General features: G+C 61.3%; 17 protein-coding genes. 8 read left to right on the top strand and 9 right to left on the bottom strand.

The window, feature by feature from the left end:
* A partial coding sequence (locus A3722_RS22815) for a (R)-mandelonitrile lyase (protein ID WP_330220247.1) occupies positions 1-438 on the top strand: 438 nt, incomplete at its 5' end.
* An 18-nt stretch (positions 439-456) separates the two neighbouring features.
* Here A3722_RS22815 and A3722_RS22810 read toward each other — a convergent pair.
* Positions 457-831: a hypothetical protein gene (locus tag A3722_RS22810; protein ID WP_067631224.1), complete on the bottom strand. Its 375-nt coding sequence runs from the start codon at positions 829-831 to the stop codon at positions 457-459.
* 53 nt (positions 832-884) lie between these two features.
* Between A3722_RS22810 and A3722_RS22805 the strand changes: the two genes are divergently transcribed.
* A complete protein-coding gene (locus tag A3722_RS22805; protein ID WP_067631227.1) occupies positions 885-1,670 on the top strand; it encodes an alpha/beta fold hydrolase in 786 nt (261 codons plus the stop codon).
* 155 nt (positions 1,671-1,825) lie between these two features.
* On the top strand, positions 1,826-5,185 hold the full coding sequence (carB, locus tag A3722_RS22800; RefSeq protein ID WP_067631229.1) for a carbamoyl-phosphate synthase large subunit: 3,360 nt from the start codon (positions 1,826-1,828) through the stop codon (positions 5,183-5,185).
* Between the two features lie 54 nt (positions 5,186-5,239).
* Here the strand turns inward: carB and A3722_RS22795 are convergent, their stop codons facing one another.
* The 3 genes from A3722_RS22795 to A3722_RS22785 are packed head-to-tail and all read right to left on the bottom strand — an operon-like array spanning position 5,240 to position 8,009.
* A complete protein-coding gene (locus A3722_RS22795) occupies positions 5,240-5,803 on the bottom strand; it encodes a TadE/TadG family type IV pilus assembly protein (protein WP_067631232.1) in 564 nt (187 codons plus the stop codon).
* Positions 5,800-6,330 (bottom strand): TadE/TadG family type IV pilus assembly protein, encoded by a 531-nt coding sequence (locus A3722_RS22790; protein WP_067631235.1) that lies wholly within the window; start codon positions 6,328-6,330, stop codon positions 5,800-5,802. Before A3722_RS22790 ends, A3722_RS22795 begins: the two co-directional genes overlap by 4 nt.
* Positions 6,327-8,009, bottom strand: coding sequence for a pilus assembly protein (locus A3722_RS22785; RefSeq protein ID WP_150120380.1), 1,683 nt, complete (start codon positions 8,007-8,009; stop codon positions 6,327-6,329). Before A3722_RS22785 ends, A3722_RS22790 begins: the two co-directional genes overlap by 4 nt.
* Positions 8,010-8,426: 417 nt before the next feature.
* Between A3722_RS22785 and A3722_RS22780 the strand changes: the two genes are divergently transcribed.
* Entirely contained in the window at positions 8,427-9,551 is a 1,125-nt protein-coding gene (locus A3722_RS22780; RefSeq protein WP_067631241.1) for a beta-ketoacyl-ACP synthase III, read from the top strand.
* An 87-nt stretch (positions 9,552-9,638) separates the two neighbouring features.
* Positions 9,639-10,220: a thymidine kinase gene (locus tag A3722_RS22775; RefSeq protein WP_067631243.1), complete on the top strand. Its 582-nt coding sequence runs from the start codon at positions 9,639-9,641 to the stop codon at positions 10,218-10,220.
* Here A3722_RS22775 and A3722_RS22770 read toward each other — a convergent pair.
* From A3722_RS22770 to A3722_RS22750, 5 genes are all read right to left on the bottom strand, one after another.
* Positions 10,217-11,167, bottom strand: a complete 951-nt coding sequence (locus A3722_RS22770) for a 2-hydroxyacid dehydrogenase (protein WP_067631245.1) — start codon at positions 11,165-11,167, stop codon at positions 10,217-10,219. The two genes, A3722_RS22775 and A3722_RS22770, sit on opposite strands and share 4 nt — an antisense overlap.
* Entirely contained in the window at positions 11,164-11,502 is a 339-nt protein-coding gene (locus tag A3722_RS22765) for a tRNA-binding protein (RefSeq protein ID WP_067631248.1), read from the bottom strand. The genes A3722_RS22770 and A3722_RS22765 overlap by 4 nt, the downstream gene beginning before the upstream one ends.
* Positions 11,495-12,310, bottom strand: coding sequence for a pyrroline-5-carboxylate reductase (proC, locus tag A3722_RS22760; RefSeq protein WP_082849599.1), 816 nt, complete (start codon positions 12,308-12,310; stop codon positions 11,495-11,497). The genes A3722_RS22765 and proC overlap by 8 nt, the downstream gene beginning before the upstream one ends.
* A 31-nt stretch (positions 12,311-12,341) precedes the next feature.
* A complete protein-coding gene (locus tag A3722_RS22755) occupies positions 12,342-12,842 on the bottom strand; it encodes a YbjN domain-containing protein (protein ID WP_067622761.1) in 501 nt (166 codons plus the stop codon).
* A 311-nt stretch (positions 12,843-13,153) separates the two neighbouring features.
* A complete protein-coding gene (locus A3722_RS22750) occupies positions 13,154-13,396 on the bottom strand; it encodes an accessory factor UbiK family protein (RefSeq protein ID WP_067622764.1) in 243 nt (80 codons plus the stop codon).
* A gap of 94 nt (positions 13,397-13,490) precedes the next feature.
* Here A3722_RS22750 and lgt point away from each other — a divergent pair, with 94 nt between their 5' ends.
* The 3 genes from lgt to pgeF are packed head-to-tail and all read left to right on the top strand — an operon-like array spanning position 13,491 to position 16,182.
* Positions 13,491-14,375 carry a prolipoprotein diacylglyceryl transferase gene (gene lgt, locus A3722_RS22745; RefSeq protein WP_067622767.1) on the top strand — a complete coding sequence of 295 codons (885 nt, stop codon included), beginning with the start codon at positions 13,491-13,493 and terminating at the stop codon, positions 14,373-14,375.
* Positions 14,372-15,430: a class I SAM-dependent methyltransferase gene (locus tag A3722_RS22740; RefSeq protein WP_067622770.1), complete on the top strand. Its 1,059-nt coding sequence runs from the start codon at positions 14,372-14,374 to the stop codon at positions 15,428-15,430. The genes lgt and A3722_RS22740 overlap by 4 nt, the downstream gene beginning before the upstream one ends.
* Entirely contained in the window at positions 15,427-16,182 is a 756-nt protein-coding gene (gene pgeF / locus A3722_RS22735; protein ID WP_067622772.1) for a peptidoglycan editing factor PgeF, read from the top strand. The genes A3722_RS22740 and pgeF overlap by 4 nt, the downstream gene beginning before the upstream one ends.
* The last annotated feature ends 250 nt before the right edge of the window (positions 16,183-16,432 follow it).

Here is a 16,432-nt window from a genome sequence, read left to right as displayed (position 1 = left end):
CCCCTCCCCGCGCCACATTCTTCCGCAAAGGAGAACCGCATGATCATTCACCCCAAAGGCAGCCGCCCCTCTGAACCCGGCCCCGAAGATTACTTCACCGGAGAGGTCGAGATGGCCCCGCTGATCTCTGCCCCGGCCCCCGCCCGCCTGCGCGGGGTGACGGTGACCTTCCAGCCCGGAGCGCGCACAGCGTGGCATGTCCACCCCTTGGGCCAGACCCTGATCGTCACCGAAGGCACCGGCCGCGCCCAGACCGAAGGCAGCCCGGTGCAAACGCTTAACAAAGGCGATGTCGTCTGGTTCGGCCCCGGAGAGAAACACTGGCACGGCGCCGCGCCAGACAGCGCCATGACCCATATCGCCCTGCAAGAGGCGCAGGTCGGCGAGGCTGTCGAATGGATGGAAAAGGTGACGGACGCGGATTACGACCCGGCCTAAGCCCTTGGGCGCGGCGGCTTAAACGTAGCCGCGCCACCAAAGCCAGATCACGAAGCCCACGAAAACCACGAGGATGTTAAAGGCCACCACCGCCAAACGATCCAGAATGATCCCGCGCCGCCGGGCCTTGGGGTCGATCTCACGCAAATGCGCCGTGACCCGGTTGAAGGCCGCCCAAACGGGGGCATCCTCCAACTGGCGGGCGATATGAGGGTTGGCGACCAGATGTTCGGTCTTGCTCAGCAACACCCCATCGCCGCGAATGCCGCGCGGCAGTTCCGGCCCGGCGCGGTGAAACGCCTCGCGCAGATCGCGGGCTTTGATGCGCAGCCTGTCCTCGAACAGGGGGCGCAGCGCCTCGGCGCGGGTGTTGAAATCTTGGCGGTCAATCATGCGCGCATCTAATCGCTCTGGTCCCCGGGCTGCAATGCCCGTAATTTGACCGCATGTTGAATTACACCGAATATGGCGAAGCCGCCGCCGACCGTCCGTCCCTGTTTATCGTTCATGGCCTCTATGGCTCTGGCCGCAACTGGGGCGTCATCGCGAAACGTCTTTCCGACAATCGCCACGTCGTCACGGTGGACATGCGTAACCACGGCAGCAGCCCGCATCATGACACCCACAGCTATCCCGAGATGGCGCAGGATCTGGCCGAGGTTATCACGCATCTGGGCGGCCCGGTGGACATCTGCGGTCACTCCATGGGCGGCAAGGCGGTGATGATGCTGGCGCTGACCCAGCCCGACCTGCTGCGCCGGGTGATCGTCGCCGATATCGCCCCCGTCACCTATGGTCACACGCAGCAGATGTTCATCGACGCCATGCGCGGCGTGGACCTCACCCAGATCGAACGCCGCTCGGACGCCGAAGCGCAACTGGCCACAGCCGGGGTAGAGCGCGCGTTGCAGAGTTTCTTTACCCAATCGCTCGACGTGCCCGGAAAACGCTGGCGGCTGAACCTCGACGCGCTAGAGGCTGAGATGCCCAAGATCATCGGCTGGCCTGATGATGTGAGCGGGCAATTTGCCGGGCCGACCCTGTTCCTCTCGGGGGGGGCCTCGGACTATGTTCAGCCCGAACATCGCGAGGCGATCAAGGCGCTTTTCCCGCAAGCGCGCTTTGCCAAAATCCCCGGCGCGGGGCATTGGCTCCACGCGGAAAAACCGCGCGAGTTCGAAGCCACGCTGCGCATCTTTCTTAATACCGAAGGCGCCGCGCCTGTGGGCTGACCCCATCCGCCCCGCCAGATCGCCCCAGCACAGCGCCCGCAAGGGTTGAACAGACGGCCCCGCCCTTATTTATGGGGCCGTCAAAGCCATTCCCCCTTGCAGCCCGTGCCGCCATCCCTATAAGGCAGGACAATTTGCAAAATTAGGGGGCCGCCATGCCGAAACGTACCGACATCCAGTCGATCATGATCATTGGTGCGGGGCCGATTGTCATCGGACAAGCCTGCGAGTTTGACTACTCCGGCGCTCAAGCCTGTAAGGCCCTGAAAGAGGAAGGCTACCGGGTCATCCTCGTCAACTCCAACCCGGCCACGATCATGACCGATCCAGGGCTCGCCGATGCCACCTATATCGAGCCCATCACACCTGAAATCGTCGCCAAGATCATCGAAAAAGAGCGCCCCGATGCGCTGCTGCCCACCATGGGCGGCCAAACCGGGCTGAACACCTCGCTCGCGCTCGAAGAGATGGGCGTGCTTGAGAAATTCGGCGTCGAGATGATCGGTGCCAAGCGCGAAGCCATCGAAATGGCCGAAGACCGCAAACTCTTCCGCGAGGCGATGGACCGTTTAGGCATCGAAAACCCCAAAGCCACCATCGTCACCGCGCCCAAGCGCGAGGACGGCAAGAAAGACCTCGCCGCTGGCGTGAACCTCGCCCTTGAGGCGCTGGAATACGTCGGCCTTCCCGCGATCATCCGCCCCGCCTTTACCATGGGCGGCACCGGCGGCGGCGTGGCTTACAACCGCGAGGATTACGAATTCTACTGCCGCTCGGGCATGGATGCCTCGCCGATGGGGCAAATCCTCGTCGATGAGTCGCTGCTGGGCTGGAAAGAATACGAGATGGAGGTGGTGCGCGACACCGCCGACAACGCCATCATCGTCTGCTCGATCGAGAACATCGACCCGATGGGCGTGCATACCGGCGACAGCATCACCGTGGCCCCGGCCCTTACGCTCACGGACAAAGAATACCAGATCATGCGCAACCACTCCATCGCCGTGCTGCGCGAGATCGGGGTGGAGACCGGCGGGTCCAACGTGCAATGGGCCGTGAACCCCGCCGATGGCCGCATGGTGGTGATTGAGATGAACCCGCGCGTGTCGCGCTCCTCGGCGCTGGCGTCCAAGGCAACCGGCTTCCCGATCGCCAAGATCGCGGCGAAGCTTGCCGTGGGCTTCACGCTGGACGAGCTCGACAACGACATCACCGGCGTCACGCCCGCGTCTTTCGAGCCGACCATCGACTATGTGGTCACCAAGATCCCGAAATTCGCCTTTGAGAAATTCCCCGGAGCCGAGCCTTACCTTACCACCGCGATGAAATCGGTGGGTGAGACCATGGCCATCGGCCGCACCATCCACGAAAGCCTGCAAAAGGCGCTGGCCTCGATGGAATCGGGCCTCACCGGCTTTGACGAAGTGGCCATCACCGGTCTCAACAGCGACCTGCCCGGCGACGCGCCTGAGAATATGGCGGCACTCATCAAAGCCGTGTCGGCCCCGACCCCTGACCGGATGCGCACCATTGCCCAAGCGATGCGTCACGGCATGTCCGACGACGATCTGCACGCGCATACCATGTTCGACCCGTGGTTCCTTGCCCGGATCCGCGAGATCATCGAAGCCGAAGAGGGCATCCGCGCCAGCGGTCTGCCCGACGATGCCGATACCTTCCGCGAGTTGAAAATGATGGGCTTCACCGATGCCCGGCTCGCCATGCTGACCGACAGCCGCGAGGCGCAGGTTCGCGATGCGCGACTGGCTCTCGGCGTCAAAGCCGTCTTCAAACGCATCGACACCTGTGCCGCCGAATTCGAGGCCCAAACGCCTTACATGTATTCGACCTATGAGGCCCCGCTGATGGGCGAAGCGGAATGCGAGGCGCGGCCCTCGGACCGCAAAAAGGTCGTGATCTTGGGCGGTGGCCCGAACCGCATCGGGCAAGGCATTGAGTTCGACTATTGCTGTTGCCACGCCTGTTACGCGCTGACGGATGCGGGCTATGAGACCATCATGGTCAACTGCAACCCTGAGACAGTTTCGACCGACTATGACACGAGCGATAGGCTGTACTTTGAGCCGCTGACCTTTGAACACGTCATGGAAATCCTGCGCGTCGAGCAGGAGAACGGCACGCTGCACGGCGTCATCGTTCAGTTCGGCGGCCAGACCCCCTTGAAGCTTGCCAATGGCCTGCAAGAGGCCGGCATCCCGATCCTTGGCACCACGCCCGACATGATCGATCTGGCCGAAGACCGCGAGCGTTTCCAGCAGCTTGTGCTGAACCTTGGCCTGAAACAACCACACAACGGCATCGCCCATTCCGACGCCGAAGCGATGGAAATCGCCAAGGAAATCGGCTTCCCGCTGGTGATCCGCCCCTCCTACGTTCTGGGTGGCCGCGCGATGGAGATCGTCCGCGATCAGGCCAGCCTTGAGCGCTACATCACCAATGCGGTGGTCGTGTCCGGCGACAGCCCCGTGTTGCTCGACAGCTACCTGTCGGGCGCGGTGGAACTGGATGTCGACGCCCTTTGCGACGGCGAGAATGTCCATGTCGCGGGCATCATGCAGCATATCGAAGAGGCGGGCGTTCACTCCGGCGACAGCGCCTGCTCCCTGCCGCCCTACTCGCTCCCGCGCGAAATCATCGCAGAGGTCGAAGAGCAGACCCGCGCGCTGGCAAAGGCGCTTAACGTCGTGGGCCTGATGAACATCCAGTTCGCGGTGAAAGACGGCGAGATCTACCTCATTGAGGTCAACCCCCGCGCCTCGCGCACCGTGCCCTTCGTGGCCAAGGCGACGGACAGCGCCATCGCCTCCATCGCCGCGCGGATCATGGCTGGGGAGCCGCTCAGCAACTTCCCGCAGCGCCCGCCCTACCCCGATCAGGCCGCATATGAAGACACCCTTCCGCTGGGCGATCCGATGACATTGGCCGACCCGAATATGCCGTGGTTCTCGGTCAAAGAAGCGGTTCTGCCCTTCGCCCGTTTCCCCGGCGTCGACACGCTTTTGGGGCCGGAAATGCGCTCCACCGGCGAGGTCATGGGCTGGGACCGCGACTTCCCCCGCGCCTTCCTCAAGGCACAGATGGGCGCTGGCAACCCACTGCCGCGCAACGGCTGTGCCTTCCTCTCTGTCAAGGACGCCGACAAGGGCCAAAATATGCTGGAGGCCGCGGAAATCCTGCTGGACCAAGGCTTTACCCTGATCGGCACCCGCGGCACCGCGGAATGGCTCACCGCCAATGGCCATGCCTGCGATGTGGTGAACAAGGTCTACGAGGGACGCCCCGACATCACCGACATGATGAAAAACGGCGATGTACATCTGGTGATGAATACCACCGAAGGCGCGCAGGCGGTCGAAGACAGCAAGTCGATCCGCTCTATCGCGCTTTACGACAAGATCCCCTACTTCACCACCGCCGCAGGCGCCCATGCCGCGGCACTGGCGATCAAGGCGCAGGCCGAGGATGCAATCGGTGTGAAAGCGCTTCAGGGGTAAGAAATCGGGGCTGTCCATTGGGCAGCCCCTTTTTTCAGGCGGCGCAGTGCCCGCTTAGCTGATGACGCACCTTATCCAGCAAAGCTGGGGCGCGAAACGCATCCTTGTGGCATGCGACACGCTGACCTCTTTGGCCTCCAAGCCGATCTGCGCAATCGGTTCGTGGGTAAAACTTGTCTCGACCAGCACCAGACGGTCGCCATCGGCCATCAGCGGCACGCGCTCACGCGAGAGACCGGCGATAAAGTCGAGATCGAGCAGGCTGTCCAGACCGACCCCCTGCGAGAAATCCACCGCGAGGATCCGACGGCCCAGACTGTCACAGTCCAGAATGCAGCGCACCTGAGTGATCCGCAAAGAGACCTCATACCCGGTGAGCTGCTCTGCGACCGATTGCAGCCCCAATAGGTCAGCGGCGGTGATTGGCGTCGTCTGGCGCGACAGGCTGTCGGCGATGACGGCGGTGGCATCGGTCGCCATCCCGCGCACCCGAAAGGCATCCGTGAAGGTCAGCATCGCCATGATTGACCAAACCAGCAAAGGCAGCAGCACCAAGAAGGCAATCGTCTGGCTGCCCTCTTCGGATTGGAAAAAACGCTCTAAAGAAATCGCCCTCATCCGCGTGGCTCCGTTACGAAAGCGGTGGTGACCCGCACGCCGTATTGCCCGTCGGACCCTTCGGGCAGTTGACGGCCCAAACCGGTCCCCGGCAAAAGTGGCTCAAAAAGACGACATACGCGCATCATCATCAGATTGTTCTGCTGGCCGGGCAGAAAGCCGTTTGCCGGGTCGAAATCTTCGTCCCGGTCCACGCAAGGCGCAGGCCCGCCCAAGTCGGCCCAATCCGCAATCGGCATGGCGCGCATCTCGATCCGGATATTTTCTAGGCAGCCCGCATCAAAGACCGAACGCTCGCAAATCAGCGCTTTCATCGCGTCATAGCCCGGCGTGGCGCCAGTCGCCAGACGCACGTCCCGCACGGCCAAATTGGTAGCACGGCGCAGCATGATCTCCCGCGCGCTCCACAGACCGGTCTCAAGCGCAAGGAAGAAGAAGTAAAAGACCAGCGGCAACAGAATGACGAACTCAACGGTGACCCCGCCCGCCTCGGACCGGCGAAAGCGGTCTTTGAGAAAGCGGATCATTTCGTCAGCCTCAGCATAGAGATGGACGCGGCGATCATGTCGAATGCGGTTTGGATTTCCAAACCCTGAACGTCGAAGTAATGGGCCTCGGATGAGGCGCAATCTTTCAGGAGGTTGAGTGAATTCGTGTTATCGACATCCATGCCGATGGAATAAATAACAACCCCCGCGGCATTAGCCACGCCGCAAATTTGGCGGAGGCGTCGGTCTTTTTCCGTAGCATCAACCGTCCACTGAACATAGTCGCGATAAAGCGCCGCGCGGTAACTCCAATAGTTATCGAAGCGCCGCCCGTACATGTTGTAGCCATAGTAATAAGGTGACATTTCCGCCCAGACTTCGGGCCAATCGAGACGCTCTTCACTGGCCCGGTCCGCAAAGCGGTAGCCTGAGTTGTTGGCGATTGTGTCAGTGCTCCACATGCGCTGGCTTCCAAATGGATGCTGAGCATAGAAATAGGCTTCGGGATAAGTTCTGTCGCCGTCGTTCTCAGACCAGTTCTCCGAAGATTCTACAGTGTAATACGTGCTGCTACCGTAGGTCGTTCTGATCAAATCTGATCGACCCGATGCGAATTCGGGCTTCAAGCGATATTCCTCGCGGTTCTCCCCGTCGGTCATTAGCACCAATACCTTCATGCTATTGTCGGCACCATAGACATGAGGACGCCCCTGAAATGCCGGGTCGATCTGGCCCGCGGCGATCAATCCCGAAACGGGATCTTGTGCCGATGGATCTAGCAGGGCGAGCCCCCATTTTGCTCCCATATCGATTGAAGTCGAACCCAAACCGGTGAGCGCGGAAATTTGGGTCTTTAACTCGGCAGGGGAACTCGACAGAGGTGTCACCGCAAAACCCCCATCGAAACGGCACACCCACTGTCCTGTCATCGGCGTCCAAGTGGAGTCGCTGCCAATGAGGAAATGACCGGTGCGCTGCAATTCCGCCCTCGTGTTGATCCCTAGATTGGTGAAGTCGCTCGCATCAAAGTCGACGCAATGTGAATAGTCATGCTCCTGAGTGGCCGTATACTGGCCCAACAACGCCGAGCCGGGGTTCACCTTGGTCGAATACGGAACGAGCGAAATCGATACACGCCCCTCTTCGGAATCGCTCAGGATCGTCTCTACAAAATCACTGGCCGCATTTTTGAGCAGGTCAAGTTTGATCATCCTACTGCCGTCGCTGGACCTTTCCGTCATCGACCCCGACACGTCGAGCACGAGCGAAATCTCGATATCTTCCACCCGCTCGGTCGCCTCTGACGTGATCGTCATGCCAAGCGTGTCGATGTCGAAAAATCGAAAGAAATAGGTGTTCAGCCCGGCGGGAAGCGAGGCTTCGACCGTCCGTCCCACCAAAATGCCGCCGATCTTTTCTTCGCTCGTGTCGATCGCCACCTCGGAGGGGTCAAGCCCCGCAGACGTCAGGTAGCTGCGCACGACCTCTTCGGGGTCGAGGTTTTGCGACAGGCTGGCCGCGGCCAGCACGGCATTGTCGAGGTGGGTCTGAAATGTGGTCCGCGTCCGCTCGTGGTTCGCCAGATCCACGGCCAGACCGCCAAAGATCGTAATGCCGAAAAACACGACCAACATAAGGACCAGCATCCCGCCGGCCTCGTCCTTGGAAAAACGCTTCACCCGATCGAAAAGCATTCGACTAATAACTTTGCGCCTCATGACACCTCTCTTTTTCGGAGGTTGAATTCGTGAGCAAATTCTGTGCTCTAGGCTGCGGCATCCGTCATTGATGGACCTGTAAATCACGCGCCGAAATGGCCGCCGCCCTTAAAAAAATCTGTCTGTTCTCGTTCAATTAATGACTGCTAACGAGCGATCACTGCGCCCTGCCGGTTGCATAGTCAAGCCAGCGCGTATCGTCATAGGCGATCAAATTTTTCAACTGTAGCGGCTTTCACACGCCTGCCACCTCAAAGCCGTGGCAAGTCCCGCGCGGTTTCGCTAAAGTATGAAACCTGCACCTTGCTGCCCCTGCATCAGAGTGCGCCGACCATGACAACGGCCCCTTGCAATTCCACCGGGGCTGCTCAGCTTTAGTAGACCAGCCACGCCGTTGGAGAGAAAGGGATCACACCGATGTATCAAGCCGCCATCACCGGCACGGGCGTTTTCACGCCTCAGCAGACCATCACCAACGCCGAACTGGTCGAAGCCTTCAACGCCTATGCCGACCTCTACAACGCCGAGAATGCCGAGGCGATCGACGCAGGCACCCTAGAGGCCAAGGCGCATTCCTCGGAAGAGTTCATCGTCAAAGCCAGCGGCATTGAGCAGCGCTATGTCATGGACAAATCCGGCGTGTTGGACCCCAATGTCATGCACCCCCTGCTGCGCCAGCGCGCGGATGAGGAACCCTCCCTAATGGCGGAAATGGCGGTTGATGCTGCGCAAAAGGCGCTCGCTGCCGCTCGAAAGTCCGCCGATGATGTGGATGCGGTGATCTGCGCGGCTTCCAATCTTGAGCGCGCCTACCCCGCCGTGGCCATCGAAATTCAAGAGCTTCTGGGCGTGAAGGGTTTTGCCTTCGACATGAACGTAGCCTGTTCTTCGGCCACATTCGGCATTCAGGCGGCGGCTGATATGATCCGCTCCGGCTCCATCCGCTCTGCCTTGGTGGTGAACCCGGAAATTTGTTCAGCCCACCTCGAATGGCGCGACCGGGATTGCCACTTCATCTTTGGCGATGTCGCCACCGCCACTCTGCTGGAGCGTGCCGAAGATGTCGAAGGCCCCTGTTTCGATGTCATCTCTACCCGCTGCGCGACTGAGTATTCTAACAACATCCGAAACAACAATGGCTTCCTCCGCCGGTCCCGCCCCGACGGGCTGAGCGACCGACGCGACATGCAGTTCATGCAGAATGGGCGCAAAGTGTTTAAGGAAGTGTTGCCCATGGTGGCCGATCATATCGGCGGGCATATGGCCGACAATGGGCTGGAGTCCGACGACCTTAAACGCATTTGGCTGCATCAGGCGAACAAATCGATGAACGATTTCATCGGGCGCAAGGTGCTGGGCCGGGAGCCAGAGCTGGGCGAACAGCCCAACATTCTGCAAGACTACGCCAACACCTCCTCCGCTGGGTCGATCATCGCTTTTGCGAAGAATTCCGATGACCTGCAAGACGGGGACACGGGGCTGATCTGCTCTTTCGGGGCGGGCTATTCCGTTGGATCGGTGATCGTTAAAAAGCGCGGTTAACCGCCCGCGCCTTGCCCCGCCCGCTCGTGAGATCGGGTCGGGGTTTCTATCTTGATCCGCTGTCATGGGCGGCGTAACACCCTGCCCATGGCAAAGCTCTACTTCAATTACTCCACCATGAACGCTGGCAAATCCACGGTGCTGCTACAGGCGGCGCATAACTATGTGGAGCGCGGCATGGTGCCCTATCTGCTGACCGCGCAGTTCGACAATCGCGCGGGCGAAGGGCGCATCGCCTCGCGCATCGGCATCGGGCAAGAGGCCGATACTTTCGCCCCGGGCGAAGACCTTTTGGCTAAGATCGAAGCCCGGTTGGAGCAAGGCCCCTGCGCCTGTATCTTCGTCGATGAGGCGCAGTTTCTTGAGGTCGAGCAGGTCTGGCAACTGGCCCGCGCGGTGGATGATCTGGGCGTGCCGATCATGTGCTTTGGGCTGCGGGTCGATTTCCGGGGTGAGCTTTTCCCCGGCTCGGCCACGCTGCTGGCGCTGGCCGATGAGATGCGCGAAGTGCGCACCATTTGCCATTGCGGCAAGAAGGCCACAATGGTCGTGCGCCGCGACGCCGAAGGGCAAGCGATGCGCGACGGCGCGCAGGTGCAGATCGGCGGGAACGAGACCTATGTCTCACTCTGCCGCAAACACTGGCGCGCCGCCGTGGGCGATGGTTAAACCCGGTTCGGCGGGGTCTCTCCGTCGATAAAGGCTTGCAGATTGGCCACCGCCATCAGCCCCATATCGACACGAACCTCATGCGCCGCCGTGCCCAGATGCGGCAGCAGCACAACATTGTCGAGATCGCGCAGCGCCTGCGGGACTTTTGGTTCAAATTCATAGACATCCAAACCCGCGCCGCCGATGCGCCCCGCTTGCAAGACTTCGATCAATGCGGCCTCCTGCACCACATCGCCGCGGGCGATGTTGATCAGATGGGCATGGGGCTGCATCGCGCCCAAAACGGTCTCATCGATCAAATGCCGCGTCTCACCGCCGCCGGGGACGGCGACGACAAGCACATCAACAGCCTCGGCCAGCGCAGTCAGGCTTTCGACACGGGTGGCCGGGAAATCCAACTCCTTCGCGCTGCGGTTAAAATAACTGACCTGCATCTCGAACCCATAGTGACACCGCCGCGCGATGGCCTGCCCGATCCGGCCCATGCCGACGATGCCAACCCGCTTGCCGGTAAGGTGCAACCCCAGCATCTGCGTCGGGTGCCACCCTTCCCATGCGCCCGAGCGGACCAACCGCTCCCCTTCGGCGGCGCGGCGGGCGGACATCAGCATGAGTGTCATGGCGACATCCGCCGTGGCATCGGTGACGGCGCCGGGCGTGTTGGTCACCTCCACCCCCGCCGCGCGGGCCGCGGCGGCGTCGATATGGTTATACCCAACGCCGAAATTCGCGAGGATCTTGCAGCGTGGGGCGGGCACATCGGCAAAGACTTCGGCCGAGAATACATCCCCCAAGGTCGGCATTACCCCGTCATAGTCGCGCAAAGCCGCGCGCATTTCCGCGGCCGAGAGGGGCGCGGTTTCCTCGCGAACGGTTACCTCGCAACCCGTCAACGTGCTGGTGACCTCCTTGGGCAAGGGTCTGGCAATCAGTATCTTTTTCAATGCATCCGCCCTCCTTCGGGCACTTTTTGATCGGGCGACAAGAGCACGATCTCTCCGTCCTTATCCGGCAGGCCAAGCACCAGCACTTCGGACATGAAAGGCCCGATCTGGCGCGCGGGGAAGTTCGCCACGGCCATGACCTGCCGCCCCACCAGCGTTTCGGGGTTATAATGCGCCGTGATCTGGGCAGAGGTCTTACGCTCCCCAATCTCAGCGCCGAAATCCACCCAGAGTTTGATCGCCGGTTTGCGCGCTTCGGGAAAGGCTTCGGCCCGGGTCACGGTGCCGACGCGAATGTCGACCTTGAGAAAATCGTCAAAAGTGATCTCAGCCATTGGCCAACTCCCGCGATCTGTCTGCGGCAGCGGCCACGGCGCGTTTCAACAAAGGCGGGAAGCCCTCGGCCTCATCCATCAGCACTTCAAGCGCCGCTTGGGTCGTGCCATTGGGGCTGGTCACGTTGACGCGAAGCTGGGCGGGGTCTTCTTCGGCCTGCATCGCCAGCGCCCCTGCCCCGGCCACGGTCGCCTTGGCCAATTGCATGGCCAGTTCTTCGGGCAAGCCTTGGGCCACCCCGGCGGCGGCCATGCATTCGATCATGTGAAAGACATAGGCTGGGCCCGAGCCGCTGACCCCCGTGACCGCGTCGATCTGCGCCTCTTCCGACAGACGCACAACCTCGCCCACGGCGCTGAGCAGGGTCTCAGCCTCATCCAAAGACCGGCTGCCCGCCTTGGCGTTGCCAACGATGGCGGTGATCCCTTTGGAAATGGCAGCGGGGGTATTGGGCATGGCCCGAACGATGGGTGTGTCGCCGCCAAGGACGCTTTCGAAATAGCCGATGGTGGTGCCCGCTGCGACGCTGACGAAAAGCGTCTCCCCATTGCCCATCGCCTGAAGCGTCGGCAGCGCGTCCGCCATCATCTGTGGTTTGACCGCTACCAGCACCACCGCTGGCGCAGCAGGCAGATCGGCGTTCAGGTTCACGGCCGTGCTTTGCAGCCAATCGGAGGGCTTGGGGTCCACGACCCAAACCGAGCTTGCAGGCAGTCCCTTTGCCAGCCAGCCTTCCAACATGGCGGATCCCATTTTGCCACAGCCCAGCAAAACCAAGCCATCGTGCGCCACTCTGCCGTCTTTCATCGTCATCCCCCGAAGTTGTTCGGGGACTTTGTTACGCCCGGCCGTAAGCCTCTGCAATGGCGACGTCCATCGCGGCCTTGGGGGTTTGATCGCCCCAGACGAGCAATTGCAGCGCGGGGTAGTAGCGTTCGGCGCTCATGACAGCGGCACCGATCATCGTATCAATCTGCTCTGGCCCCGCGACCTGCCCACCGGCCAGCACCAAGCCGTAACGGTAGACCATCAACTGCTGATCCGGCCAGAAACTGAACGCCCCCGCCCAGCATTGATCGTTGACGAGGTTTAACAATTCGTAAAGCTGCGGAAGTTTTTCGGCAGGCGGCTCCATCTCGAAGGTGCAAATCAGGCGCAGCGTTTCGTCATAGGCAGACCATGCCAGCGTTATCGAATATGTTCGCCATTGCCCTTCGACAGCCATGGCGATCTGGTCATCCGCCACGCGGTCGAACTCCCAATCATGGTGCGCCGCGATATTTTCAACGATATCAATCGGGTGAACGTCTTCTTCAAGGTAATGCTCGGACAGGGCCATTTCGCCACCTCTCAATCTGTTCCACGGGGCGGGACGTGGCCCACCATTCATGGAAGCCTGCACAAATAGGCGTGTAGGTTCACATCACCTATACAAGATATGGTGCTTCTAGCGGAACAGTCTGGCAAGGTTTTTCTTGGGGATAACCACAATTGATAGGGGATAACCGCAATAACTTGTGGGTAAATCGCGGAAAACGTCTACAATTTGGAGAGAGGTGCTGCGCCGGGGCAAGATTAGCCTCTGCCGGCGCGGAGGATCGCCGCCCCAACCTTGGGGGCGGCAGATCAGATTTGGCCTGGGCTCGGGCCTCAGCCCTTGGTTTCGAGCTTGTCGAGCCGCGCTTTCAGCGCTTCGTTCTCTTCGCGGGCCTTTTGCGCCATGGCACGCACCGCGTCGAATTCTTCGCGGGTGACAAAATCACGATCAGCGAGCCAACGGTCGAGCATGCCCTTCATGGCAGTCTCGGCCTCATCCTTGGCACCTTGGGCGACGCCCATCGCGTTTGTCATCATCTGTGATACGTCATCGAAAAACTTGTTACGGGTCTGCATGTCTGGCCTCCGGAGGTTTGTTAGCCTCTATATGGGGCGCGAAGCCCTTACTCGCAAGGTTGACTTCCCCGCGTGGCCTTGCTCAATCAGCACCATGATAGCAATGCTCCCCTTCCCCGATATCGCGCCGGAAATTTTTTCGGTTAACCTGTTTGGTGCCACCTTCGCGCTGCGCTGGTATGCGCTGGCCTATATCGTGGGCATTCTGCTGGGCTGGCGCATCGCCACCGCAGCGGTAAAGCGCCCACAACTGTGGAAGAATGACACGCCCGTCATGAAGCCCGGTCAGGTCGAGGACCTGCTCTTTTGGGTTATTCTGGGCGTGATCCTTGGCGGGCGGTTGGGCTATGTGCTGTTTTATCAACCAGCCTATTACCTGTCGAACCCCGCCGCGATCTTGCAGCTTTGGGAGGGCGGCATGTCCTTCCATGGTGGGGCGCTTGGGGTCATTCTGGCCGGGCTCTTCTATACTTGGCGGCATCGCATCCCGGTGATCTCGACCGGAGATATGGTGTGTTTGGGGTTGGCGCCGGGCCTGTTTCTGGGGCGGCTGGCGAATTTCATCAACGCCGAGCTCTGGGGCCGTCCGACCGATCTGCCTTGGGGCGTGGCCTTCCCCGGTGAGGCAGCGCAGTTCTGCCCCGACGTGGCCGGCATCTGCGCCCGGCACCCCTCGCAACTCTATGAGGCGCTGCTGGAGGGGCTGGTCTTGGGCGGCGTGCTGATCTGGATGGCATGGAAACGCGGCGCGCTGAAAACGCCCGGCCTGATCGGCGGCACCTTCCTTGCGGGCTATGGCGCGGCACGTTTCGCGGTTGAGTTCCTGCGCCAGCCAGATGCGCAATTCGTCACCCCCGGCAACCCACTGGGGCTGGCGTGGCATATCGGCGGCTGGGGGCTGACCATGGGGCAAATCCTATCGCTGCCAATGATCGCCGTAGGCATCTTTTTGATCATTCGGGCGCGGCGGCAGGCATGAGCCTGAAGGACCATCTGCTCACGCGGATCGCACTGGAAGGGCCGATGCGGCTGGACGACTATATGCAGTCCTGCCTGTTGCATCCCGACTGGGGCTATTACACGACCCGCGCGCCCTTTGGCGCAGAGGGGGATTTCATAACGGCGCCGGAGATCAGCCAGGTGTTTGGCGAGTTGATCGGCCTGTCGCTGGCGCAAAGCTGGCTGGATCAGGGTGCGCCCGCGCCTTTCACGTTGGCCGAGCTTGGGCCGGGGCGCGGCACATTGATGGCCGATATGCTGCGCGCCTGCGCGCAGGTGCCGGGATTTCTGGCCGCTGCGAAGATTACGCTGGTCGAAGCCTCCCCCGCTCTGCGCGACGTGCAGCGTGAGACGTTGCAAGGCCATGACATCACTTGGTTGGATAGCGCTGCAGACTTGCCCGATGCGCCGCTTTTCCTGATTGCGAATGAGTTTTTCGACGCGCTGCCGATCCGCCAGTTCATCCGCCAAGGCGCGGGCTGGGCGGAGCGGCGGGTCGGCGCGGCAGAGGGCGCGCTGACCTTCGGCCTTGGGCCCGTGACCCCACAGCCCGCCCTCACGCACCGGCTGGAGGATACGAAGGACGGCGATCTGGTCGAGCTTTGCGCCCCAGCGGCAGAGATCATGCAACAGATCGGCAGCCGCATCGCAGCCCATGGCGGCGCCGCGCTGATCGTCGACTATGGCGATTGGCGGGCCTTGGGCGACACCCTGCAAGCATTGGCGAACCACGCCACCGTAGACCCGCTGGCCAGCCCCGGTCACGCCGATCTGACCGCTCATGTCGATTTCGAGGCGCTCGCCCTCGCCTGCCCGTGCCCCCATAGCCGCGTCGTCACCCAAGGCGTCTTTCTTGAGCGTTTGGGCATCACCCCCCGCGCGCAGAAATTGGCCGAACTCCTGACCGGTGACGCGCTTGGCAGCCACATTGCCGCACATCGGCGGTTGACGCATCCGGCGGAAATGGGAAACCTGTTCAAAGTAATGGGGCTCTACCAAAAAGGTCAGACCCCGCCCCCGGGGACAGAAGTATGACGCTCGAAATTCTCACATCAGATGCGCTTGCCCCTCTGCGGCACGGGTTTTTCACCCGCCGTGGCGGCGCGTCATCGGGGGTGTTTTCCGGGCTGAACTGCGGCAGCGGCAGCTCGGACCAGTCCGAGATCGTGCGCATCAACCGCGCCCGCGCCGCCGAGGCGATGGGCCTCCCCGCCGACCACCTTGTCGGGGTGCATCAGGTGCATTCTGCCACCGTCGTTACCGTGACGGAGCCACGCGACGACAAGCCCCGCGCCGATGCGCTGGTGACCAAAACCCCCGGCATCGCCCTGTCGATCCTGACCGCTGATTGCCAGCCCGTGCTCTTTGCGGATGCGCAGGCCGGTGTGGTCGGCGCGGCCCATGCAGGCTGGCGCGGCGCGCTTGATGGAATACTTGAGGCGACCGTCGATGCGATGGTTGATCTGGGCGCCACGCGCGAAAAGATCACTGCGGTGATTGGCCCCTCGATCAGCCAGCGCGCCTATGAGGTCGGGCCAGAGTTTCTCGACAACTTCATGAGCGCCGACCCCGAGTTTGCCCGTTACTTTGCCCAAGGCGAAGGTGACCGTCTGCATTTCGACTTGCCGGGCTTTGGCCTGAACCGTCTGCGCGCGGCGGGTGTGGGTCATGCGGAATGGACGCGGCATTGCACCTATGCCGACGCCACGCGATTCTATTCCTACCGGCGCACGACCCACGCCAAAGAGGCTGACTATGGCCGCCTGCTCTCGGCCATCACGCTCTGAACGGGGCGAGATTGGGGCGATGGTCGCCCGTTTCATGCCGCATTGCTGTCGCTAAACTGGACGTAATCGCATCCGGTTTGATCAATTGTTTCCTGATCTGGCGATAACTGTAGGATTTTAAACACTTTATAGATTGTGGCCTACGCGCCCCAAAGCGCCCAACTTAGCCGTCAAATTCGCGCAAGTTTCTCACCCATCGTCAAAAACCGGCCCGATTGCACTGCGATAGTGAATCCAACGATGCCCGCAT

It is taken from the genome of Sulfitobacter sp. HI0027 (assembly GCF_001634775.1).
Taxonomy (GTDB): domain Bacteria; phylum Pseudomonadota; class Alphaproteobacteria; order Rhodobacterales; family Rhodobacteraceae; genus Sulfitobacter.
This window is presented reverse-complemented; position numbering and strand designations above follow the sequence as displayed.